28 protein-coding genes and 1 tRNA gene are annotated in these 21,416 nt (G+C 68.6%); 18 read left to right on the plus strand and 11 right to left on the minus strand.

The features are described from left to right. Positions 1–3: 3 nt before the first annotated feature. Entirely contained in the window at positions 4–2,550 is a 2,547-nt protein-coding gene (locus ACZ5BU_RS03710; RefSeq protein WP_465695259.1) for a penicillin acylase family protein, read from the minus strand. Between the two features lie 187 nt (positions 2,551–2,737). Here ACZ5BU_RS03710 and ACZ5BU_RS03715 point away from each other — a divergent pair, with 187 nt between their 5' ends. The 3 genes from ACZ5BU_RS03715 to mscL all read left to right on the plus strand — a co-directional run bounded on the left by ACZ5BU_RS03715 (position 2,738) and on the right by mscL (position 4,257). Then, positions 2,738–3,076 carry an FmdB family zinc ribbon protein gene (locus tag ACZ5BU_RS03715; RefSeq protein ID WP_465695260.1) on the plus strand — a complete coding sequence of 113 codons (339 nt, stop codon included), beginning with the start codon at positions 2,738–2,740 and terminating at the stop codon, positions 3,074–3,076. A gap of 57 nt (positions 3,077–3,133) precedes the next feature. Then, the gene (locus ACZ5BU_RS03720) at positions 3,134–3,751 is read left to right on the plus strand and encodes an SAF domain-containing protein (RefSeq protein WP_465695262.1); all 618 of its coding nucleotides are present in this window, start codon (positions 3,134–3,136) and stop codon (positions 3,749–3,751) included. A 119-nt stretch (positions 3,752–3,870) separates the two neighbouring features. Further along, positions 3,871–4,257, plus strand: a complete 387-nt coding sequence (gene mscL, locus ACZ5BU_RS03725) for a large conductance mechanosensitive channel protein MscL (RefSeq protein ID WP_465695263.1) — start codon at positions 3,871–3,873, stop codon at positions 4,255–4,257. 31 nt (positions 4,258–4,288) lie between these two features. Here the strand turns inward: mscL and ACZ5BU_RS03730 are convergent, their stop codons facing one another. Genes ACZ5BU_RS03730 through ACZ5BU_RS03745 form a run of 4 tightly spaced genes read right to left on the minus strand, consistent with a single transcriptional unit; the run spans position 4,289 to position 6,389 of the window. Beyond that, positions 4,289–4,801: a GNAT family N-acetyltransferase gene (locus ACZ5BU_RS03730; RefSeq protein ID WP_465695264.1), complete on the minus strand. Its 513-nt coding sequence runs from the start codon at positions 4,799–4,801 to the stop codon at positions 4,289–4,291. A gap of 4 nt (positions 4,802–4,805) precedes the next feature. Next, positions 4,806–5,426 (minus strand): alpha/beta fold hydrolase, encoded by a 621-nt coding sequence (locus tag ACZ5BU_RS03735; protein ID WP_465695266.1) that lies wholly within the window; start codon positions 5,424–5,426, stop codon positions 4,806–4,808. Next, positions 5,423–5,563 (minus strand): hypothetical protein, encoded by a 141-nt coding sequence (locus tag ACZ5BU_RS03740; RefSeq protein ID WP_465695267.1) that lies wholly within the window; start codon positions 5,561–5,563, stop codon positions 5,423–5,425. The genes ACZ5BU_RS03735 and ACZ5BU_RS03740 overlap by 4 nt, the downstream gene beginning before the upstream one ends. Positions 5,564–5,600: 37 nt before the next feature. Continuing rightward, on the minus strand, positions 5,601–6,389 hold the full coding sequence (locus ACZ5BU_RS03745) for a hypothetical protein (protein ID WP_465695268.1): 789 nt from the start codon (positions 6,387–6,389) through the stop codon (positions 5,601–5,603). 328 nt (positions 6,390–6,717) lie between these two features. Between ACZ5BU_RS03745 and ACZ5BU_RS03750 the strand changes: the two genes are divergently transcribed. The 5 genes from ACZ5BU_RS03750 to ACZ5BU_RS03770 all read left to right on the plus strand — a co-directional run bounded on the left by ACZ5BU_RS03750 (position 6,718) and on the right by ACZ5BU_RS03770 (position 11,339). Beyond that, positions 6,718–7,335, plus strand: a complete 618-nt coding sequence (locus ACZ5BU_RS03750) for a hypothetical protein (RefSeq protein WP_465695269.1) — start codon at positions 6,718–6,720, stop codon at positions 7,333–7,335. Positions 7,336–7,476: 141 nt separating this feature from the next. Continuing rightward, entirely contained in the window at positions 7,477–8,763 is a 1,287-nt protein-coding gene (locus ACZ5BU_RS03755; protein WP_465695271.1) for an alpha/beta hydrolase, read from the plus strand. 94 nt (positions 8,764–8,857) lie between these two features. Continuing rightward, a complete protein-coding gene (locus ACZ5BU_RS03760; protein WP_465695272.1) occupies positions 8,858–9,352 on the plus strand; it encodes a SigE family RNA polymerase sigma factor in 495 nt (164 codons plus the stop codon). Next, on the plus strand, positions 9,349–9,957 hold the full coding sequence (locus ACZ5BU_RS03765; protein ID WP_465695273.1) for an META domain-containing protein: 609 nt from the start codon (positions 9,349–9,351) through the stop codon (positions 9,955–9,957). The genes ACZ5BU_RS03760 and ACZ5BU_RS03765 overlap by 4 nt, the downstream gene beginning before the upstream one ends. Positions 9,958–10,049: 92 nt before the next feature. Next, positions 10,050–11,339 carry a chymotrypsin family serine protease gene (locus ACZ5BU_RS03770; RefSeq protein ID WP_465695275.1) on the plus strand — a complete coding sequence of 430 codons (1,290 nt, stop codon included), beginning with the start codon at positions 10,050–10,052 and terminating at the stop codon, positions 11,337–11,339. Between the two features lie 6 nt (positions 11,340–11,345). On the opposite strand, the gene ACZ5BU_RS03775 is transcribed toward ACZ5BU_RS03770, so the two are convergent. Together ACZ5BU_RS03775 and ACZ5BU_RS03780 are read right to left on the minus strand one after the other, a co-directional pair. Continuing rightward, entirely contained in the window at positions 11,346–12,191 is an 846-nt protein-coding gene (locus ACZ5BU_RS03775; RefSeq protein WP_465695276.1) for an SDR family oxidoreductase, read from the minus strand. Then, entirely contained in the window at positions 12,188–12,625 is a 438-nt protein-coding gene (locus ACZ5BU_RS03780) for a nuclear transport factor 2 family protein (RefSeq protein ID WP_465695277.1), read from the minus strand. Before ACZ5BU_RS03780 ends, ACZ5BU_RS03775 begins: the two co-directional genes overlap by 4 nt. A gap of 43 nt (positions 12,626–12,668) precedes the next feature. Here ACZ5BU_RS03780 and ACZ5BU_RS03785 point away from each other — a divergent pair, with 43 nt between their 5' ends. From ACZ5BU_RS03785 to ACZ5BU_RS03815, 7 genes are all read left to right on the plus strand, one after another. Then, positions 12,669–13,322 carry a TetR/AcrR family transcriptional regulator gene (locus ACZ5BU_RS03785; protein ID WP_465695279.1) on the plus strand — a complete coding sequence of 218 codons (654 nt, stop codon included), beginning with the start codon at positions 12,669–12,671 and terminating at the stop codon, positions 13,320–13,322. A gap of 14 nt (positions 13,323–13,336) precedes the next feature. Continuing rightward, positions 13,337–13,412: transfer RNA gene (locus ACZ5BU_RS03790), tRNA-Arg, on the plus strand. Position 13,413: 1 nt separating this feature from the next. Next, positions 13,414–13,950, plus strand: a complete 537-nt coding sequence (locus ACZ5BU_RS03795; RefSeq protein WP_465695280.1) for a P-loop nucleotide/nucleoside kinase family protein — start codon at positions 13,414–13,416, stop codon at positions 13,948–13,950. Positions 13,951–14,027: 77 nt separating this feature from the next. Continuing rightward, positions 14,028–14,936 (plus strand): NAD-dependent epimerase/dehydratase family protein, encoded by a 909-nt coding sequence (locus ACZ5BU_RS03800; RefSeq protein ID WP_465695282.1) that lies wholly within the window; start codon positions 14,028–14,030, stop codon positions 14,934–14,936. After that, positions 14,926–15,636, plus strand: a complete 711-nt coding sequence (locus ACZ5BU_RS03805) for an LmeA family phospholipid-binding protein (protein WP_465695283.1) — start codon at positions 14,926–14,928, stop codon at positions 15,634–15,636. Before ACZ5BU_RS03800 ends, ACZ5BU_RS03805 begins: the two co-directional genes overlap by 11 nt. 75 nt (positions 15,637–15,711) lie before the next feature. Continuing rightward, entirely contained in the window at positions 15,712–16,431 is a 720-nt protein-coding gene (locus ACZ5BU_RS03810; RefSeq protein WP_465695284.1) for a PadR family transcriptional regulator, read from the plus strand. Further along, on the plus strand, positions 16,428–17,081 hold the full coding sequence (locus ACZ5BU_RS03815) for a DUF1707 SHOCT-like domain-containing protein (RefSeq protein ID WP_465695286.1): 654 nt from the start codon (positions 16,428–16,430) through the stop codon (positions 17,079–17,081). The genes ACZ5BU_RS03810 and ACZ5BU_RS03815 overlap by 4 nt, the downstream gene beginning before the upstream one ends. Here ACZ5BU_RS03815 and ACZ5BU_RS03820 read toward each other — a convergent pair. After that, positions 17,069–17,452: a VOC family protein gene (locus ACZ5BU_RS03820; protein ID WP_465695288.1), complete on the minus strand. Its 384-nt coding sequence runs from the start codon at positions 17,450–17,452 to the stop codon at positions 17,069–17,071. The two genes, ACZ5BU_RS03815 and ACZ5BU_RS03820, sit on opposite strands and share 13 nt — an antisense overlap. 55 nt (positions 17,453–17,507) lie before the next feature. Between ACZ5BU_RS03820 and ACZ5BU_RS03825 the strand changes: the two genes are divergently transcribed. The 3 genes from ACZ5BU_RS03825 to ACZ5BU_RS03835 are packed head-to-tail and all read left to right on the plus strand — an operon-like array spanning position 17,508 to position 19,112. Beyond that, on the plus strand, positions 17,508–18,092 hold the full coding sequence (locus ACZ5BU_RS03825; protein ID WP_465695289.1) for a helix-turn-helix domain-containing protein: 585 nt from the start codon (positions 17,508–17,510) through the stop codon (positions 18,090–18,092). Then, complete coding sequence (locus ACZ5BU_RS03830) at positions 18,089–18,286, plus strand: hypothetical protein (protein WP_465695290.1); 198 nt, start codon at positions 18,089–18,091, stop codon at positions 18,284–18,286. Before ACZ5BU_RS03825 ends, ACZ5BU_RS03830 begins: the two co-directional genes overlap by 4 nt. Before the next feature lie 4 nt (positions 18,287–18,290). After that, the gene (locus tag ACZ5BU_RS03835; protein ID WP_465695292.1) at positions 18,291–19,112 is read left to right on the plus strand and encodes a PhzF family phenazine biosynthesis protein; all 822 of its coding nucleotides are present in this window, start codon (positions 18,291–18,293) and stop codon (positions 19,110–19,112) included. Here ACZ5BU_RS03835 and ACZ5BU_RS03840 read toward each other — a convergent pair. The 3 genes from ACZ5BU_RS03840 to ACZ5BU_RS03850 all read right to left on the minus strand — a co-directional run bounded on the left by ACZ5BU_RS03840 (position 19,096) and on the right by ACZ5BU_RS03850 (position 21,264). Further along, positions 19,096–20,145 (minus strand): lipoate--protein ligase family protein, encoded by a 1,050-nt coding sequence (locus ACZ5BU_RS03840; protein WP_465696708.1) that lies wholly within the window; start codon positions 20,143–20,145, stop codon positions 19,096–19,098. The two genes, ACZ5BU_RS03835 and ACZ5BU_RS03840, sit on opposite strands and share 17 nt — an antisense overlap. 36 nt (positions 20,146–20,181) lie before the next feature. Further along, the gene (locus ACZ5BU_RS03845) at positions 20,182–20,763 is read right to left on the minus strand and encodes an adenylate kinase (RefSeq protein ID WP_465695293.1); all 582 of its coding nucleotides are present in this window, start codon (positions 20,761–20,763) and stop codon (positions 20,182–20,184) included. 123 nt (positions 20,764–20,886) lie between these two features. Beyond that, the gene (locus tag ACZ5BU_RS03850) at positions 20,887–21,264 is read right to left on the minus strand and encodes a YciI family protein (protein WP_465695295.1); all 378 of its coding nucleotides are present in this window, start codon (positions 21,262–21,264) and stop codon (positions 20,887–20,889) included. Positions 21,265–21,416 lie beyond the last annotated feature (152 nt).

A 21,416-nucleotide genomic window follows, 5' to 3' on the forward strand; every position in this document is an offset into this window, starting at 1 on the left:
CCGCTACCGGTCCGGCTTGGTGAACGTCAGCGAATGCTTGCGGGTCGCTTCGACCGCACCCTTGGTGTACGCCCACGGGAGGGTCTCGCCCTTGACCCACAGTTCCGTCTGGTCGGTGTAGTTCGACGAGAAGGCGTGGCCGGACACACCGGTCAGGTTGATCCAGCGCGACTTGTCGAAGTCCGACAGGTCCACGACCATCCGCATCGACGGCGTCGCGGTCACGGCGTACCCCTCGGAGGCGTCCCAGGCGGTGGCGTCGACGATCGACTCACCGCCGCCGAGCTCGTACGGGCCACGGTTGAAGATCTTCCTGACCAGGCTCGGGCTGGATGGGCTCCCCAGGCTCTGGTTGGCTAGCGTGAGCTTGTGCAGCTTGCCCCACTGCCAGTTGGCCGGCTCACGGGCCATCTTCTGGGTGATCTCGGTCCGGGCGTTGACCAGAGCTTCACGGAGGATGTCGTCACGGCTCTCGCGCTGTGGAGTCCGGATGTCGTCCCACCAGCCGCTGTTCGGCTGGCCGAGCAGCACGTGGATCACCTCGAACCAGCGGGAGCCGCCGTCCGGCCAGGTGCCTTCGGGGAGCTGGTCGTGGAACGTCAGCGCGAGCAGGTTGCGCCAGGCGACGTTGAAGTACGCCGCGGCGGCGGAGTCCGGCGGTGAGGTGAAGTCCCAGTTCCGCAGGGTGTCCTGGCCCTGCTTGTCGAACGCGTCGTCGATGCTGATCCGCAGCAGGTACGGCACCAGCATCTCGGCGGCCTTGTTCTTCGTGTCCAGCTGGATCGACGCCATCGCGTTCACGTCCAGCTTCCCGGCGGCCTTGATCCGGTCCAGGATCTGCTGACTCCGGTAGCCGTAGTCCCAGGAGTTGGTCAGGTAGTACGAGTACGTGTTCGGGACGACGGCCTGGTTCGCGGTGACGATGATCCCGCTCGGCGGGTCCAACTCGGTCGGTAGCGCGTCGAAGGGGATGTAGCCCTTCCAGTAGTACTTCGGATCCCAGCCCGGCACCGGCCAGTCGCCGCGGCCGGTCGCGCGGATCGGGATCAGCCCGGGCGACTGGTAGCCGATGTGGCCGTCGGTGTCGGCGTACACCAGGTTCTGCGAGGGGACCTGGAACTGTTGCGCGGCGGCGCGGAACTCGGTCCAGTTCTGCGCGGTGTTGATCGCGAACAGGGCGTCGGCTGTCTTGCCCGGGTTCAGCGCGGTCCACTGCAGCGCGACGCCGTACGCCTTCGGATCCTTCGCCTGCGACGCGGCGATCTCGCCGACCTTCTGCTCGTCCTCGCCGACGTCCGAGATCAGCGGACCGTGCCGGGTTTCGCGGACCGTGATCTTCACCGGCGTGTCCTCGCCGGCCACCTTGAACGTCTCCTCGCGGGTGGCCATCGCCCGCCATTTGTTGTTGTAGAGGACGTTGTTGCCGTCGATGCGCTCCAGGTAGAGGTCCTGGACGTCGGGGTCGAGGTTGGTGAAGCCCCACGAGATCGCGTTGTTGTGACCGATCACCACACCGGGCAGTCCGGAGAAGCTGAAACCGGAGACGTCGAACGGGCAGCTCTTCCCGACGTTGTTGCAGTGCAGACCGACCTGCGTCCAGATACCCGGCATGGTCGCGCCCAGGTGCGGGTCGTTGGCCAGCAGCGGTTTGCCGGTCGTGGTGTGGTCACCGGAGACCACCCACGAGTTGGAGCCGACGCCGTCGCCCTGGCCGAGCAGCTGGGGCAGGCCCTTGGCGACGCTCTGCACCGAGTCCAGCGACTTGAGCAGGTCTTTGGTCAGCATGCTGCGCCGGACCTCGGTGCTCGGCCCTGGCGTCGAGCTGAACTTGCCGTCCTTGCCGATCGAGGCGGCCGCCATGATCGGCTGGTTCCGGTCGTACGGGTACTGCGGGTAGAGGCTCTCGATGTTGCGCGCCGGGAACGCCGCGAGCAGCTTGGTGCGGGTGATCTCCTCGTCCAGGTTGCCGCCGAGGTCCCAGGCCATCGCCTTCAGCCAGGACAGCGAGTCGGCTGCGGTCCACGGTTCCGGCGTGTAGTTCTTCGGACCGCCGGGCTGCAGGGACAGTACGCCGTACTCGAGGCTGAGGCCCGAGCCGCCGTGCGTGGACAGGTACGCGTTGACGCCGCGTGCGTAGTCGTCGAGGTACTGCCGGGTGGTCGGACTGAGCAGCGGAAGCTCCGCCTCGGCCGTGCGCCGCCAGCCGAGCGTCCGGACGAACTTGTCCGTCTCCAGCGCGCTCTTGCCGAACAGCTCGCTCAGCCGCCCGGCGGTCACATGGCGGCGGAAGTCCATCTCGAAGAACCGGTCCTGCGCGTGCACGTAGCCCTGCGCGGCGAACAGGTCGGCCGGGGTGTCCGCGTAGATCTGCGGGATGCCGTTCGCGTCCCGGACCACGCTGACGTCGCCGTCCAGCCCCTCCAGGTCGATCGTTCCTTCGTACGTCGGGAACGAGTGGCGGACGACGTAGACGAGGGTACCGGCGATCACCAGGAGGACCGTGGCAAGCACGATTCCGCTGGCGATGACGACTCGAAACAGGCGACGCACGGACCAACCGTAGAGAATCCGCTCGCCCTCCCCAAATGGGGTCCCTCACAACTTTGCGTTGCTCTGCGTTCGCTGGACATGGACGCAGAGTTGAGGTAAGCGGGGCCGGGTTTGGAATACTCCGGGCCGCTGGCGCATTATTAGCAGTCGGGTAGTAGGAGTGCCAGCGGCTTGAAGGGATCCGACCGTGCCGACGTACCAGTACCAGTGCACCGACTGTGGCGAAGCGCTCGAGGTGCGCCAGAGCTTCACGGACGACGCTTTGACCGTGTGCCCGCACTGCCAGGGAAACCTGCGCAAGGTCTTCAACGCCGTCGGCGTGGTGTTCAAGGGCTCCGGCTTCTACCGCACCGACAGCCGGTCCTCCGGCAAGGGCTCGGTGCCGGCGACATCCTCCGACTCCTCGTCTTCTTCGTCGGCCAAGTCGTCCGACTCCTCGACTTCCTCGACTTCCTCGTCTTCGTCGTCGAGCAGCTCTTCGTCCAGCAACTCGTCGTCGACCTCGTCGGGGACAAGCGCGGCCTGACCGCCGCCTGTGGATAACTGAGAGGCGGTCGCCGGCGAAACTCGTACTTTCTCCGGCATGACAACTCGCTCTCTGCTTCGTGACCTGATCCGCGCCTCCCGCTGGCATCGTCGGCTCCTGGCCGGCGCTGCCGCGGCCGCCGCTGTGTACTTCGGACTCCTGGCCCTCTCCCCCGCACCACCGCCGACGGTCAAGATCCTGGCCGCCGCGCACGATTTGACCGGCGGCGTGACGCTCGACCGCGGCGACCTGCGTACCGTCGAGCTACCGCCCGGCGTCGTGCCTGCCGGCGCTCTGAGACCCGGCAGCGAGCTCACCAAACGTGTGCTCAGCGGCCCGGTCAGAGCCGGCGAACCACTCACCGACGCCAGATTCCTGGCGCCACCGGCCGTGCCCTCCGGATCGGTCGCCTACCCGTTCCGCGTCGACGACGCCGACGTCAGTACTCTCCTGCGAGTCGGCGACCGCCTGAACCTGTACGCCGCGGGCAGCACGAGCGCCGACGCAGCAAGACTGCTCGCCCGCGCCGTTCAGGTGGTCGCGCTACCGGAGCCCCGATCGAGTACGTCGGGAGCGCTGATCGTCGTCGCCACCGCACCCGAGGTCGCGACCCGGCTCGCCCAGGCCAGTACGAATTCACGCATCACCGTGGCTCTGACCCCGGACACGGGATGATCACACTCCGAACTTGTCACGGCACGATGTGTCGCGACGCGGCGCGGTCCCTCGCATGGACGACCCTGCAGCCCTACCTTGTCCGGGTACAACCACCCGCTTCGTGGAGGCACCACACAATGCTCAAGGGCTTCAAGGAATTCATCATGCGTGGCAACGTCGTCGACCTCGCGGTCGCCGTCGTCATCGGCGCAGCATTCACCAAGATCGTCACTGCACTCGTCGACGGCCTGATCAACCCACTGATCGCGGCGATCTTCGGCAAGACCGACATCAGCGGCGTCTGGGTCTTCTACGTCAACGACGCGAAGTTCTCGATCGGGCTGATCCTGCAGGCAGCGCTGAACTTCCTCTTCGTTGCCGCGGCGGTCTACTTCTTCATCGTGATGCCGCTGAACAAGCTGGCCGAGCGGCGCAAGCGCGGCGTGGAGCCGGAGCCCGACCCGCTGACGACCGACCAGGAGCTGCTGACCGAGATCCGCGACCTGCTGCGCGCCCGCCGGTAACACCTGCAACCAGCAGGTGGGCGCATCATCCTCAGCCGCTGAGCTCGCCGGCGCTCACCTGCGCACCCGCATAACGCATCCAGCGGTACGGCACCGGCTGGCCGTCGTTCCACTCCTCCATCAGGGCGTCGGGAACGTCGACGAAGCCACTGCCGTGGTACGCCCGGATCGCCGGAGCGTTCTCCGGACGAACCCGCAGGAACACCTCCGAATAGCCGGCATCCAGCGCCGGACCGAGCAGGGCCCGCACGAGTTCAGCACCGATTCCCCGGCCACGGACCTCCGGGTCCACGATGATCCGGGCGAGTTCGACCTCGTCCTCCTCGTCGTCCAGCCAGACCTCGCCGTACCCGACCGGCCGATCGCCGTCGAACAACAGATAGGAGTGGATGTCCGCTTCCGCCTTGCGCCAACTCCCCCGAAGGTCCTCCGGGAACGGGTAGACCACCCGTCCGGACAGCAGTGCGACTTCCTTCTCGTCCACGGCCCACCCCGCGACCAGCGCGCCGTACCCGTCGTCGAACCCCCGAAGCTCCACACTCATCCCCTCAGTTGACGAACTCCACGATCGTTCGCACCAGCTGATCCAGGTACGGCGGGAAGGCCGGCGTCGGCGGTTCGGGACACCCGGCCAGCTCACGACTCCCCCGGATCGACCTCAGCAACGCGTCGACCGTCTTCCGCTGATGCGACGGATTCTCCGGTACCGACGGCAGGACCGCCACCCGAATACGCGTCAGCGAAGCCAGTTCCGCGTCCGTCACCCCACGCAGAATTCCACCTGTCAGCAGGCCGTCGGCGGCCTCAGGCGGGCAACCACGGTTCACCATTCCGGCCCGCGCCCGTTCGTTCGAGGCGGTGTCGTCACCGGTGGCGGGCCATGCCAGCAGGAGGCGATCGACGAGTTCCGGATACCTCAGAGCGAGCAGGACCGCGACCGTACATCCATTGGAGGCCCCAACGATTCTTAGCGGACCGGAACGTTTCGCCAGGTGTTCACCGAGCGCGTCGACCTCGACGTCCCAACCACTCGCCTGCCGCGGGCGATCGGGTGCGAGTAGGTCCACATGTTCGGACAGGCCGGCGACAACTCCGGTCGTACCCCAGAAAGCGGCGGAGTCCATGGCGTCCCAGAGGCCGCCGTGGACGAGAAACACCTGGGCGGTCATCCGTGGTGCGGGGGGACTTCGTTCAGGATGCGATCGTCGTCGTCGCCATCGAAGTCGGTGTCACCCCAGGTCCGCGGGTCGTCGTCACGGGTCTGGTCGGGCAGCAGCGGCTCGTCGTCTTCGTACGGGCTCGTCATGCGTCCAGATTACCGAGTGCGCGAGGCGGAACGGGAGTCAGTCGAACGGCTTTCGATAGGACGAGTCGTCGGACACGTAGTCGCCGGTCGGGTAGGGATCCTGCGGGCCGTCGGACACGTAGTGGCCGGTCGGGTGGTGAGCCTGCGGGTCGTCGGCGGCGGACGGCTCGTTGGGGAGCTCGCCGGGGTAGCTGTCCTGGACCTCGGTCGCCGGGTCCGGGCGGTGCGGGCCGAGGGCTGCCTGGATCAGCGGCGCGATCCCGGGTTCGCCTTGCCAGCGGCCGTTTCCGTGCAGGCACCACGCCGTCAGCACGGCCAGCGTCGGCGTGGTCAGTCCGGCGATCCGCAGCGGTACGGCGTTCTGGAAGCCGAAGGTGATCATCCAGTTCTGCGTATCGGGATAGAACTCCTGGACGGCGCTGTAGTAGAAGCTCATCCAGCCCTTCTGCGGCAGGTTGCACATCAGCCGCAGGTTCGTTGCCAGTACCGGAAGCTCTTGGAGGTCACGCCACGACGGCTGCATGTCCCGCTTCGCGGCCGCCTTGCGGCCCGCGTTCACCGCGGCGTTGGCTGCCATCATTCCGACCACCAGGGTCGGATTCCCGATGAAGAACCCGCCGCTCTGCCGGTAGCGGCCGCTCCCGCCGTACATCCGCGAGTACTGCGCGGTGGTCTGCAGATAGGCGACCTCGCCTGGCTCGAGCACCACCCCGTACACCTGCAGCGGTTGTGGGGTGTTGCCGTCGAGCAACCAGCGCGCCCAGTCGATCCCGAGTTCCCACTCGCGCTGCGCGGCGGCGTCCGCTTTCGCCCTCTTCCTGCCCACGACACAGCATCCTAGGTCGCCCCAGGGACACCGGCAGCCGCCCGGGCGAGGCGTCCACCCGGACCGAGCGGGCGGGTCGTCCGGGCCGGGGCGGGGCGCGGGGCCGAGTGCGCGGGTCGTTGGCCGGCGGGGCCGCGGGCCGAGTGGGGCAGTGCGGCGGGCCGGGGGTTGGGGTGGGTGGCCAGTGCGCGGAGGTTACAGGTGTGCCTCGGTTGGGGCTCGATCGGGCGGCGTGACCGGATAGACGCGCCGCCGTGATGTTCCGGCACGCCGGGTGAGACTCCGGTCCACCATCATGTTGCCCTTGCCAACCCGGAAGGACCGAGTCGTGAGTGCACAACGGACACGGGGCCTGATCGGTGCGACGCTCGTCGTGGCTGTCCTCGGTATCGCCGCCGCCTGCGGCAACGAGAACGCCTCGTCCCCGCCCGCCGCCCAGCCCACAGCCACGCCGTCAGCCACCCCGTCGGATACCCCGTCGCCGACCCCGAGCAGCAACCCCAGCGGTACGCCGAGCACGGACTGCCCGAGCACGATCGCGGCCGTCCGCGCCGCCACCGACAAGGTCGTCTGGGGCCAGGGTGTCGCCACCTCGGCGTTCAACCCGGTCAGCGTCACCATCTGCCAGTACGACGCCCAGGCGACCGGACAGGACTACGCGACCGTCGACACCAAGCGCAACGGCAAGCAGGCCACCGACCTGTTCGCGCTGGTGAACGCCGCGAAACCCGTCGCGAAGAAGCCGGGCATCTGCACCAAGGAACTCGGCCCGACGTACGTGCTGCGGTTCACCGACAACGACCGAGGCGTCCTGTCGTTCACCGCCGAGGCCTTCGGCTGCCGCCGCCTGGTGGCGACCTCCCTGGAGGGCAAGGGCAAGCCCGGCGTCCTGCCGGCGCCACGCCAGGTGACTGCCGAGCTGACCAAGTCGCTCGGTCTGCGCTGACTCCATAGCGGACGCGCCCCCCGAAGCCGTCCGCAGTGGGGTCAACCCGCGCCTGCCTCGCGGGTCCCTTCCGAGGTCGACCCGCGAGGCAGGTTGCGGCGTTCGGCGCCGTACAGGACCCTCGGCCTGAGGGAGGGGCCGATGCGAACGATCCGCCTGCTGTGCGTGCTGCTCCTGGCGTGCGCGGCCTGCTCGAACAAACAACCTGCGAGTGCCTCCTGCGCCGAAGGATTCACCTGCACGACGCTGCACGTACCCCTCGACCACCAGCACTCCGGCGGCACCACTCTGGACCTGCGGGTCATCGCGGCCGACAACGTCAACGCACCGCGCGGCGTACTCCTGCTGCTCACCGGAGGACCCGGTCAGCCGGCCATCCCCACGCTGCGCAAGAACGTGCAGCCGGACGTACTTCGCGAGTACCGACTGGTGATGTTCGACCAGCGCGGCACCGGCGCAAACGGCATCAATTGCCCTGCGCTGCAAGAGACTGTGGGCGGTTCGGACTTCCTCACCCCGCCGGCGGAGGCCGTGGACGAGTGCGCCAAGCAGCTCGGCACCAGCGCCGGGTACTACGGCACGCCCGACACCGTCGACGACATCGAGCAACTGCGCCAGTACCTCAAGGTGGACCGGCTGACGCTGGACGGTACGTCGTACGGGAGCTTCACCGCCGAGCAGTACGGCCTGAAGTACCCGGACCACGTACGGGCGCTCGTGCTGGACTCCGTCGTACCGCACAAGGGTTTCGACCCGATGGGCGTCGACCTGGTGGCTGCGACGGGAGGAGTACTGCGGGCCGCGTGCCAGCCGTGTACGACGGATCCCGTGGCGGATCTGGCGTGGCTCGTCGAGCACGGTACGAGCGGCACCGACCTGATGGAGCTGCTGGCCGTGTCGAGCCTGAACTCGGTCAACCCAACGCTCGAAGGGATCCCAGCCGCCCTGCACTCCGCCCGCAACGGCGACGACACGGTGTTGAAGCAGCTCATCCAGCGCACCACCAGCAAGGGCCTGCCATACGACGAGCTCTCCGCCGGCCTGCACATGGCCACGCTCTGCTCAGACCTCCACTTCCCGTGGACCGGCAAGCCCGACCGCCAGGCCGCCCTCAACGAAGCAGTACGACGCCTGGACCCGAAGCGGCTGTACCCGTACAACGTGGCAACCGCGAGCAAGCAGCTGATGATCCAGGGCTGCCTTCGCTGGCCGGCCGGCCGCGTGTCGACGTACCCACCCAGCCAGGAACTCTTGCCACGCACGCTGATCCTGCACGGGAGCAACGACCTTTTCTGCCCACTGGACTGGTCCAGATGGGAACAGGCGCACGCGAAGGCGGCCCAGCTGGTCGTGATACCGGGCAGCGGCCACAGCGTGCAGCGCGATCCACGAGGCCAGGAGGCGGTCCGCAAGTTCCTGCTTCAGTAGAGAGATCGAACTGTGCGGGAACGGTTGCAGCAGCCGCGCGGCTCGATGCGTCTAATAGGTGTGAGGAGTTGTACGCCCAGCCAGGGAGTGGCGAGTGGAGTTCGAGGAGTACGTGTCCGCCCGTGGACAGGAACTGGTGCGGCTCGGGTTCACCGTCTCCGGCGACTACCAACGAGCGGAGGACCTGGCCCAGATCGCGTTGATGCAGGCGTTCCGCAAGTGGCGGAAGGTGCGCAACGCGGACGACCCGCACCATTACGTCCGCCGGATCCTGGTGAACGAGTACCTGTCGATGACCCGGCGGCGCTCGTTCAGCGAGGCACCGACGGCCGACCTGGACCCGCAGCAGAGCGTGCCCGACCACGCCGCCGGCATCGCGAACTCCGACGGCCTGTGGCGAGCGCTGGCGACGCTGTCCGCCCGTGAGCGGGTCGTGCTGGTCCTGCGCTACTACCAGGACCTCGACGACCAGACGATCGCCGACGTGCTCGGCATCAAACCGTCCTCCGTGCGGGCGACCGCGAGCCGCGCGCTCGCAGCGCTGCGGAAGACCCAAGAATCCCATCGCGTCGATGAGAGGCTGAAGTGAGCGACACCGATCTCGAGGATGACCTGCGCGGTACCTTCGAACGCGCCGCGGCCACCGTGCCGCAGAGCGCGGCCCTGACCGAGCGCGCCACCACGGGCGCCCGCCGTGCACAGCGCCGTACCTGGATCGTCTCGGGCGCGGCCGCTGTCGCAGTGGCAGCAGTCGCCGTGGCGGGCTTCGGCCTGGCCGGCTCGCAGAACAGGCCGGTCCAGCCACCGGTCGCGGGCAGCTCCCAGCCGGCCACGCCGACACCGACGCCGCCGGTGGTCTCGGCTCAGACGGTGTCCGGCACCTGGCGCCCGCTGCAGATCAACGGTTTCAAGACGCTGAAGCAGCAGTCCTGGCCGGACGATCCAGTGCTCGTGTTCAAGGCGAACGGCACCTGGACGGGCTCCGACGGCTGCAACGGGCTGCAGGGCACGTTCAGCATCGGTGAGCACGGCGCGTTCACCGCGGCCTCCGGGGCCCAGCACATGATCGGCTGCGACAACGTCCCGAACACCGGCGTACTGACCGCCGCGAAGCGGGTCGCGATCGCCGGCGACACGCTCCAGTTCTTCGGCGCCGACGGGACTCGACTTGCGAGTTACGCTCGCGCACGGTAGTCGTTTCTGTTCGCGGACGGTGATCAGCTCTTGACGGAACGGAGTTCCTGACCGGACCATCTAGTGGTTGGTCCACCGATCTTGGGAGCTTTGTGCGACTCTCCGTTACCGTCCCGCTGGTCACACTCGGCTCAGTCTCACTCTTCGCAGTCGCCCTCACCGCACCCTCGTCGGGCGCGGTGGCGGGCGCCGCGGCGTGCTCCCACGCGCGACCGGGTGCGAGCTCGACCGAGGCGACCCGGCTCGCGCAGCCGACCTCGAAGTCCGACGCGCGCCCACTCGGCGAGTCGCTCGGCGAGGGCATCTCGACCGCGATCCGCTCACTGGAACCGGTCGACGCGACCGGCCGCCCGACGTCCGGTCTGCCGTACGGACTGAGCCAGGGCGTGATCGGCGTGGTCGGCTCGGCCGCGACCGGGTACGAGGTGGTGGTCGACGCCGCGAAGGTGGACACCAAGAAGTACGAGTCCGCGATGGCCCGCCGCGTCCCGGCCGCCGGCAAGCCGATGATGAAGGTGACGCACAGCTGCCGATCCGCGCAGGCGATCGCCGACACCTGGAACACGGTCGGCAAACGCTCGTGGTCCTCCGACGCGTCGCGCACGACGTTCGCCGCCGACCTGGACCCGTCCACCGAGAACGTCGTCGTCACGTACGACCAGGCGACCACGTCCCACGCCTCGCTCGCGGGCCTTCGCAAGCTGACCGGCGTACAACTCGTCGCCGACTCGCTCGCCCGGACGTCGCGGCTGAGCGACACCCCGAACGGCGGTCACTGGGGCGGCGCGCGGATCACCTCCGCGTTGAAGAACTGCTCCGCCGGCTTCTCCGTCGTACGGCGTTCGAACGGCCAGCGTGGATCGGTCACCGCGGGCCACTGCGGTGCGCCCGGCACGATCTGGAAGTCCGGCACGAACTACTACGGCACGACGTCGCTGCGCACGGACTACCCGGACTACGACCAGTCCCTGGTGACCGGCAGCGCGTACGGCGCCAAGATCTGGACGGACGGCCCCGGCGACACCGCGAACACCCGCACGGTCACCGGCGGCGGCGACCCCGGCGTCGGTACGGTCGTCTGTCAGTCGGGCAGCTTCAGTACGTCGACGTGCGGCCTCACGGTCCGCTCGACGTCGGCGAAGTACTGCGACGCCGACGGCTGCACGACGTACGTCATCCGCGCCACCCGCGACGGCCTGGTCGCGATCATCGGCGGCGACTCCGGCGGCCCCGTCTACAGCCGCCGCGGCAGCAGCTCCGCCACCATCCGCGGCATCGCCTTCGCCGGCGCCGGCTGCGCCGCCTCCCGCTGCACCACCCTCTACGCCGAACGCTACAACTCCATCACCGGCCACCTCGGCGTCACCGCCCTGACCGGCTGATCCCCTTCAGTGCATGGCTTGATCGGTTAGCACCGCGTGCACGGTCCGCGTGGGAAGGCATTCGCTGGGGCTCGCCGTCGCCGTGAGATCGTGCGTGTTCAGCATCACGCCCAGTGCCGCCTGCCGCGCGAAGGCGGGAGCCACAGGGACGGCGAGATAGCGCATCACCCGCAGCACGCCGAGCGGCACCCGTTTGATCGCGGTCGCGCCCTGCGCGCGAGCCAACTCGACGAGGGTGACGTTCTCCGGGCCTGCCACATCGAGCACTTGGCCGATCGTCGACGGTTCGACGAGGCAGTAGTCAACGACGGCCGCGACGTCGGCCACCGACACGACGTTGATCGGGTTCTCACCGCGGCCGAGTACGACCGCCGGTCCACGCTTGTCGAGCTTGCCGCGCACGACCTCGAGCCACAACTCGAGGAAGGACGCGGGCCGCAGGATCGTCCAGTCCAGGTCGGTGGCGCGCAGATGCTGCTCGGCGGCGTACTTCGCCCGGAACAACGACGACAGGTGATCGGGCGCCGCGTCTTTGATCGACACCAGGACGAAGCGCCGGACTCCCGCCTGGCGCGCGGCGTCGATCGTCGCGATGCACGCCTCCCGATCGACCGCGTCCGGCCCGGCACCGCGTCCGCCCAGCAGACCATGGACGCACCACACGACGGTGTCGCAGCCCTCGAGGGCCGCAGCGACAGCCGTACGCGAACGTACGTCGCCAATGACCTCCTCGTGATCGGCCGGCGTGGAACTCGGGCCGCGCCTCAGGACCCGGACCTGCTCACCGCGATCGGCGAGCCGCCGCACCAGGACCGAGCCGAGCCGACCGGTGCCTCCGGCAACGAGTATCACGACGGCTCCCCGGGCGATCGCAGCGCCGAGGCAATCGCGGCATTGACGTCTGCGCTGCTGGTATCGAGAGGCTCGAGGTAGAACCTGGCCGCCGTCGCGCGGCCGCTGTCGACGGTGAACACAACGACGCCCCGCATGTGATGCTCGGCGCCGTCGCGACGCGTGCCGTCCATCTTCCACTCGGTCCACACGGTGTCGCCCGCGACCGCGAGCGCCGTGACCTCGGCGGCGAGGTCCGGGACGGCCGCGAAGATCGACGTCCAGTTGCGGCGTACCTGATCGTTGCCGGTGAAGCCGCGCGCCGGATGCACCGGCGTCTCATTGACGTAGTCGGGAGCGAACAGCCCCGTCAGCGTGTCCAACTCGTGGCGGTTGACCGCCTCGACGAGTTCGGCGACGAACCTCCCTGCGATGGTTTCCATCGCCCGCCCCATTTGGTTACACTACTTCGTATTCAATACAGGACTATGGAACCGAATGCCACGACACGTCAAGACCTCGCGTAGCTACGATTCGTCGGCCCGCCGCCGACAGGCCGAGGCAAACCGCCAGGCGGTCCTGAACGCCGCCCAGCGGCTGTTCGTCGAGCACGGGTACGCCAAGACCACGGTGCCCGCGATCGCCAGCGCGGCCGGTGTCTCCAACGAGACCGTGTACAAGGCCTTCGGGCCGAAGCCCGCGCTCGTCCGGGCGCTCTGGGAACGCGGCCTCGCCGGTCGCGGGCCGGAGCCGGCGCCCGACCGCAGCGACCGGCTCAGCGCCACCGAGCAGGACCCGCGGACCCTTCTTCTCGGCTGGGGGCGACTCGCGGCGGAGGTCTCCCCGGAGGTTTCCCCGATCGCGTTGCTGATCAGGGACGCAACCGCTCACCACCCTGAACTGACGGCACTGCTCGCCGAGGTGGATCAGCAGCGCCGCGACCGCATGCGCCACAACGCCGAGCGCCTCGCAGCCCGAGGCTGGCTGAGGCCCGGCCTCGAGGTCGACCGAGCAACCGACATCCTGTGGACCTACACCTCGGCAGAGCTCTACGAGCTCCTCGTACTCAAGTCTGGCTGGGAACTCCCGGCATACGGCGAGTTCATCTCCACCGCCCTCGCCGCCGCCTTGCTCGACCACGACCTCCGCTAAGCTGTCCCGCGTGCGCCCCCGTAGCTCAGGGGATAGAGCGTCGGTTTCCTAAACCGTGCGTCGCAGGTTCGAATCCTGCCGGGGGCACCAGATGAACAGGCCTACGTTGTTCCTTACGGTCGGGTTGCCGGGGACTGGGAAGACGACGGCGGCGCGGCGGGTCGAGGTTGAGGTCGGGGCGCTGCGGCTGACCAAGGACGAGTGGATGAAAGCCCTGTACGGGCGAGAGAATCCGACGGACGTGTCCTGGGTGGTCGAGGGGCGGCTGATCCGGATCGGGTTGCGTGCCCTCGAACTCGGTACGAACGTCGTCATCGACTTCGGGCTGTGGAGCCGGGAAGAGCGGTCGGCCCTGCGCTGGGCGGGGGCGGACGTCGGGGCGACGGTCGTGATGCTGTACTGCGAACTTCCGCGGGACGAGCAGCGGCGGCGGCTCGACACGCGGCTGGCGGAGCGGCCGCACGACACCTGGCCGATTTCCGACGCGGAACTCGACTCGTGGGCTGCCAGGTTCGACGTACCGACCGAGGGTGAGGTCGACGGGAGTGGACCGATCGAGGATCCGCCCGAGGGGTTCACCGACTGGCACGAGTGGATCGCTTGGCGGTGGCCACCGGCGGTCAGCTGAGAGCGTCTTCAGCTTGCGAGATGCGCAAAGCCATTTGATCTGTACTGTGGTGGGCTGGTCAGCTCGAAAGGAAGCGCGTGCACGTCGTCGTGGGTGCTGGTGCGGTGGGCAGTGTGGTTGCTCGGCTACTCCTCGAGCGGGGTGAGCAGGTTCGGGTGATCACCCGGTCCGGTGCTGGGCCGGACGGGGCGGACCGTGTTGCGGCCGACGCCAAGGCGGGGTTGGTGGAGTACGTCGAGGGCGCCACGGCGATCTACTCGTGTGCGGGACCGGCGTACGACAAGTGGACTACGGAGTGGCCTCCGCTGAACGCCGCGCTGATCGCGGCGGCTGAGGCGTCCGGCGCAGTGCTCGTCACCACGGGGAACCTGTACGCGTACGGGCCGGTCGACGGGGTGATGACGGAGGACTTGCCGCTGCAGCCCAACACGGTCAAGGGGCAGGTCCGGGCCAGGTTGTGGAACGAAGCTCTGCAGGCACACGAGGCGGGGCGGATCCGGACGGCCGAGGTACGCGGGTCCGACTACCTGGGCGCGGGCGCGGTGTCGCCGTTCAGCGTGACCGTGTTACCGAAGGTGATCGCCGGGAAGCGCGGGATGATGCCGGGTGAACTCGACGCGCCGCACAGCTGGACGTACGTCGGGGACGTCGCGCGGACGCTGATCGCGGTCGCCGACGACGAGAAGGCGTGGGGCCGGGCGTGGCACGTGCCGACGCCGGAACCGCTGTCGGTCCGCCAGCTCGCGACGCGGGCCGCCGTACTCGCCGGCGCCCCGCCCGCACGGGTGACAGCGATGCCCAAGGCTGTACTCCGGCTGGCCGGGTTGGTCGATCCGGCGGCCCGGGAGATGGTGGAGATGCAGTACCAGTGGCAGCGTCCGTTCGTCGTCGACTCCTCCGCCGCGACCGTTGCCTTCGGCCTCGAACCGGCGGCCACCGACGACGCACTCAAGGAAATGATCGGGAAGGGCAGTAATGAGTCCTAGCAGGCAGGGCCGGGGTTTGCGCCGGCTGATCGTGACGCTGTTGGTGCTGGCGTTCCTGGCCGTGGCCGCCGACCGGATCGCGGCCGCCGTCGCGCAGAACCAGCTCGCGTCGATGGCGCAGAAGGAGGCGGCGAAGTACCAGGTACGCTCCGCCGACACGTCGGTGAAGATCGGCGGGTTCGGGTTCTTCCCGCAGCTGTTCAACGAGAAGTTCTCCAAGGTCACGCTGACGATGGGGAAGCCCGCGTTCTCGAAGGTCCCGGGCGAGAACCTGAAGGTCGACATGACCGACGTACACGTGCCGCGGTCCTTGCTGTTCAAGCAGTCGGGCACGGTCACGGTCGACAAGACCGACATGCAGGTACGGCTGTCGCCGCGGGAACTCGGCAGGCTCATGGTGAAGAACACCACCGGGCTGCAGGGCCTGTCGATGGAGGTCGTCGGCGGGAAGCTGCACGTGAAGTACGCGGCGAACGGGATCAACCTCGACGTACCGGTGGTGCCGAAGCTCCAGGACGGCAAGGTCTCGCTGGACATCGGCGAGCTGTCCGGCTCGATGCCGAGCGCGCTGAAGTCCCAACTCGCGAGCGGGGTCGAGCTGCCACAGCTGCCGTTCAACGCCCAGCTCACGTCGGTCGACATCCAGGACAACGCGGTCGTGCTGGCGGCGACCGTGCCGGAGCTCTCCTTCAACCACTGACGGCCCTTGGGTTGCGGTAGTTCGCGATATATCGTCGAACTATCGCAATCACTTTCGTAGGGACGGGTGGTCGAGATGACCGGATCGGCGTACACCGCGGGGTTTCCGTGGCAGGACTTCGTGCGGCAGTTCGAGCGGCAGCTCGGGCGGAACTGTGCCGCCTTCGACGACATCAAGGAAGAGCTGCGCGCGGCGATGACCGGCCGCCGCGGGCACCAGGGCAGGTCCCAGCAGCACTTCGGGCCGCAGTGGGGGATGTTCGGTGGCGGCGGTATGTTCGCGCCGCCGTGGGGCCCGCCGCCGCCGAAGTGGCGGGGGCCGAAGGCTCGGCGCGGCGACGTCCGTGCGGCGATCCTCGCCGTACTCGCCGAGCAGCCGATGAACGGGTACGGCATCATCCAGGAGATCGCCGAGCGCAGCGGTGGCGGGTGGAAGCCGAGCCCGGGCTCGATCTACCCGACGCTGCAGCAGCTCGAGGACGAGGGCCTGGTGACGGCGGACGCGGAGGTCGGGCGGCGGACGTTCCGGCTGACCGACGAGGGACGTACGTACGTCGCCGAGCACCAGGACGAGGTGTCCGCGCCGTGGGAGGCGATGAGCGCGCCGCCGGCCGGTGAGGACGAGAACGGGTTCAAGCCGCTGTTCGGGCAGGTCGCGACGGCGATGTGGCAGATCATGGCGAGCGGTACGCCGGAGCAGCAGGCGAAGGCGCGGGACGCGGTCGCCGACCTGCGCCGGAAGCTGTACGGGATCCTCGCCGAGGAGGACGACGGCACCGAACAGGACCAGTCATGACGACCGACCGGGACCGCCGGCGGCGCGCCGGTTCCGCCGGCCGTCGCGACTGGCAGGGCTGGAACGGCCCGAACTGGAACGAAGGCTGGTACGACGACCCGCGTTCCCGCCGGCACAACTGGGGCGGCGACTGGCACGCCCGCGGCTGGAGCGGCGACTGGCGAGCCGCCGCCTGGAACGAGGCCGACGGCAACTCGTGGGACGACCGACGGACCGGCTCCTCGTACGACGGTCGGCCCTCCTCGGGCGGGGGCTCGGCGCGGGGCGACGTACCGCGGAAGCGGGTGCGGATCGGTGACGCGGAGCGGGATCAGGCGGTTTCGCAGCTCAGTGATCACTTCGTCGCCGGCCGGCTGACGCAGGCGGAGTTCGAGGAGCGGAGTGAGCAGGCGACCAAGGCGCGGTACTCGGACGAGTTCGAGCCGCTCTTCGACGACCTGCCGACCTCTCGCGAACTGCAGCCGGTGCCAAGCGCTCAGCTGAGGCGCCGACCAGGTCCTCCGCCGGCGTTCATGATGATCGCGCCGTTCCTGATGATGGGGCTGGTGATCAGCTCGGTCGCGCTGGCCGCGCCGTGGTTGCTCTGGGGCGTGTTCTGGGTCGTGATGGTCAGCGGCATCTCCCGCCGCCGCTGGTACTACCGCCGCTGACGAGCCCGCGGAATCTCCTCCGCGAACTCCACGACGAACCCGTCCGGGTCGGCGACGTGGACCGTCCGGTGTCCCCACGGACGGTCCACCGGCCCGCTCAGCACGTCCACGCCGGCGCTCCGCAACCGCGCGAACACCGCGTCCACGTCCGGCACCGTCACCACCACCTCACCACCCGCGCCCGGCGTCACCTCACGCCCGACCAACCACTCCGCCCGCCGCCGTTCGTACAACGCGAACCGCACCCCACCCGCGTCGAACTCCGCATACCCCGCATCCGTGAACTTGTACGCCAACCCGACCACGTCCCGGTAGAACCCCACCGACACGCCGAGGTCACCGACATACAAGATGACGTACCCGATCTCCATCCACCGGAGGCTACGCCGATTGCCGCCAGCGGGTGTTGCATATATGCTACAAGTCATGGATGCGAGCGAGATGCTGAGCCGCGCGCGACAGGACGCCGGCTTGTCGCGCAGCGCACTCGCGGCCCGGGCCGGCGTTCCGACGTCAACCGTCTCGCGCATCGAGGCGGGGACGACCGATCCGACTCTGACGATGCTGGCTCGCTTGATTACGGCCACGGGCCGTCAGCTGTCCGTCACAGTCACGGCCGCCGCACCGTCGCACGGACCGGCGATCGAAGACCTCACCGAGGCCTACGCCCCGGGCAACCAGGTGCGAAAGGTCAACTGGTCACACTTGCGGGGATTCCTCGACCAGCTACTGACCCATCCCGAGCTCACGGCCGAGGCGATCGAGTCACCACCGCGCCGGACCGGTGACGCCGCGTTCGACGCGTTGCTGGCCGGCATCGCCGAGAAGCTTGCCGACGACGCCGGGATCCGCCGGCCCAGGTGGACCAGGTCTGTGCCACCCGCACCAGTTCCATGGGAAGCGCCCGGTACGCCGACGCGCGTCCGGCGCGCCCGCGCGCAAGCTCCTGCCCAACTGGCCGCCCGGAACATCTGGCTGGCCGAGCACGACCTCTGGCGGAACGCTGCATGAACCAGCTCGGACCTACCGTCCTCGGCAAGCGCCAGATCCTCGGCTATCTGCGCGAGGTGGCCGACGAGCTCGCAGCCCGGAAGCAGGTCTGCCGCCTGGTCGTGGTCGGCGGCTCGTATCTCGCCCTGCACGATCTCCGGGCGGGGGTTGCGGATTCCCGAGGCGCAGCTGGATTGGGCGTGATGATTGGATGAGGGTATGACGACCGTGCTCCGCTATGCGGCCTTCACGTCCGATCCGGCTGGCGGTAATCCTGCCGGGGTGGTTCTGGACGCGAACGGGCTCGACGATGCTGTGATGCAGGCGATCGCGGCGGAGGTTGGATACTCCGAGACCGCGTTCCTGACGAAGGCGACCGACGTGCAGCCGGTGCGGTACTTCTCGCCCCAGGCCGAGGTCCCGTTCTGTGGGCATGCGACGGTCGCGACCGCGGTGGCGCTTGCCGAGCGCAACGGTCCGGGCGAGATCGTGTTCTCGACGCAGGCCGGTCTGGTTCCGGTGAGCGTCGACGACGACCTGCGTGCGACGTTGACGAGCGTCGAGCCGTCGGTCGAGGACGCCGGCGACGTCGGCCACGTTCTCGAGATCCTGCGCTGGTCCCCCGACGACCTGAACCCGGACCTCCCGCCGCGGATCGCGTACGCCGGTGCGCGCCACCTCGTCCTGAGTACGTCGACGCGGCAACGACTGGCGGACCTGGACTACGACTTCGACGGTCTGCTCGCGTACATGCTCGACCTCGACCTGATCACGTTGCAGCTCGTCTGGCAGGAGTCGCCTACGGTGTTCCACGTACGCGACCCGTTCCCGGTCGGTGGCGTCGTCGAGGATCCGGCGACGGGTGCCGCCGCGGCCGCGTTCGGGGCGTACCTGCGTGAGCTCGGCAAGGACCAGCCGACCATCACGCTGCACCAGGGCGACGACCTCGGCCGGCCGAGCCTGATCACGGTCGAACTGCGACCGGACGACCGGCGCGTGCGGGTGAGCGGTACGGCCGTACCGATCACGGCACCCGCGTGAGCCATTCCTCCGTACCGAACTTCGCCGCCACCCGCTCCTCGGCCAGCGCGACCGTGTCCGCGGAGATCGTGCCGTCGGTGAGCCCGTAGCGGTTCCGGAAGGTCCCGACCATCCGCGAGATCACGTCCGCGCGCTCGAGGCCGGTCTGGCTGCGCAGCGGGTCGACCCGCTTGTTCGCGCTCGTGGTGCCCTTGTCGGACAGCTTCTCCCGGCCGATCCGCAGTACCTCGAGCATCTTCGAGGCGTCCATGTCGTACGCCATCGTGACGTGGTGCAGGACGGCGCCGCCGGCGAACCGCTTCTGCGCGGCGCCGGCGATCTTGCCGGCCGGCGAGGTGATGTCGTTGATCGGCTGGTACGTCGCGGCGATCCCGAGATCGTTGAGCGCACCAACGAACCAGTCGTCGAGGAACGCGTACGAATCGACGAACGACAACCCGGAGACGAGCGATTCCGGGACGTACAGCGAGTACGTGATCGTGTTGCCCGGCTCCACGAACATCGCGCCGCCGCCGCTGATCCGCCGTACCACGGTGACGTCGTGACGGGCCGCGCCGTCCAGGTCGACCTCGTTGCGGACGGACTGGAAGCTGCCGATGATGACCGCGTTCGACGCCCACTCCCAGACCCGCAGCGTCGGCGGCCGCTCCCCCGAACCCACCTGTTCGGTCAGTACTTCGTCGAGCGCCATCTGCAGCGCCGGCTCCCGCGGGACGTCGTGCACGAACTGCCACTCGTGGTCGCGCCAACCGGTCGCCCCGGTCAGCGCACGCCGTACGGCGACCGCGACGGCCTCGGGTGAGAACCCCAGCATCTCGACGCCATCGCCGAGCGCACCACGCACCCGGGCCGCGAGCTGCGCCGCCGCGGTGCCGACCGGAAGCCCGGCGAGCGCGCCGTTGATCCGTTCCAGCGCATCGTCCGGCTCGAGAAAGAAGTCCCCCGAGATCTGCGCTGACCGCACCCGGTCGTCCACGACGTCCAGATCGGCTACGACGAGCTTCCCGCCGGGAACCTTGTACTCACCATGCATATCCACCGACAACCGGTGCCGGGCCGCGGTTGTTCCTCAGGCGGCGAGCTTGAGCTGTACGGCGACGCGCTGGACGTGGGCGCGGACCGTTTCGATGCCGGGTGAGGCGTCGACCTCGTGGTGGATACCGCGTTCGAGGTAGAAGTGGATCAGCGGCGCGGTCTGCTCGTGGTACACCTCGAACCGCCGGCGGATGACCTCTTCGGTGTCGTCGCTGCGGTGCTCGATCTCGGCGCGCTTCAGCAGCCGGTCGACGAGCGCGTCGACCGGCACCTGAAGGACGACGGCCGCGTCCAGCGAACGGCCTTGAGCACTGAGGATGTCGTCCAGGACGCCGGCCTGGTCGAGGGTCCGCGGGTACCCGTCCAGGACGAAGCCCGGACGGGCGTCGGGCGCCGCGAGGCGGTCGCGGACCATGTCGTTGGTGACCTCGTCGGGTACGTACTCACCGGCGTCGAGGTAGCGCTGCGCGGTCCGCCCGAGCTCGGTCCCTTCCGCAATGTTCCGGCGGAAAAGGTCACCGGTGGAGATGACGGGTACTCCGAGATGTCCGGCCAGCAGGCCCGCGTGCGTGCCCTTACCCGCTCCGGGCGGCCCCATCAGCAAGACAGTCGTCACGGCGCACTCCTGACTCTCGGTAAGGACCATAGATTATGGGACCTTCCGCCGCTGCGGTACGGCGTACATCACTCCAGTTCCCGGACGTATGTCACATCCGCGCAGAACTGTCCGCAAGCGCGGTCAGAATTCCATCTCCGGACGAAGCTCGATCACATCACCCGGACCGGCGAACTTGGCGGCCAGCTGCTCCGCGCGGGCCTGGGTCGCGCAGTTGAGGACGAAGAACCCGGCGAGCTGCTCCTTGGACTCGGCGTACGGGCCGTCCGTGCTGACCGGCTTCTTCCCCTCCCAACGGAACACCCGCGACGTCGACGGGGCGTCCAGCGCGAGCCCGCTGACCAGCTCACCGGACGCGGACAGCTCGGCGAGCATCTCGTCGAACTCCTTGCCCATCGCGGCCCGCTCGTCCGCCGGGATCGCCCGGCCGACCTCGGTGAAGTCGATCGTCGGGTGCCCCCACGGCTGCGGGTTCGAGTGGATCAGGACCACGTACTTCATCTCAGAACCTCCTGTGTTGTGCGGATACACCCCGGACGTCGGAGGCGCTCGCGGGCCCTCGACATTTTCCCTCGATGTATTCCAGCTCACATCCGGTCACACTCAGCCCACCGGGCTCCGTCAGCGCTACAGAACCCCAAGAACGGAGCGAA

It is taken from the genome of Kribbella sp. NPDC031520 (assembly GCF_055580825.1).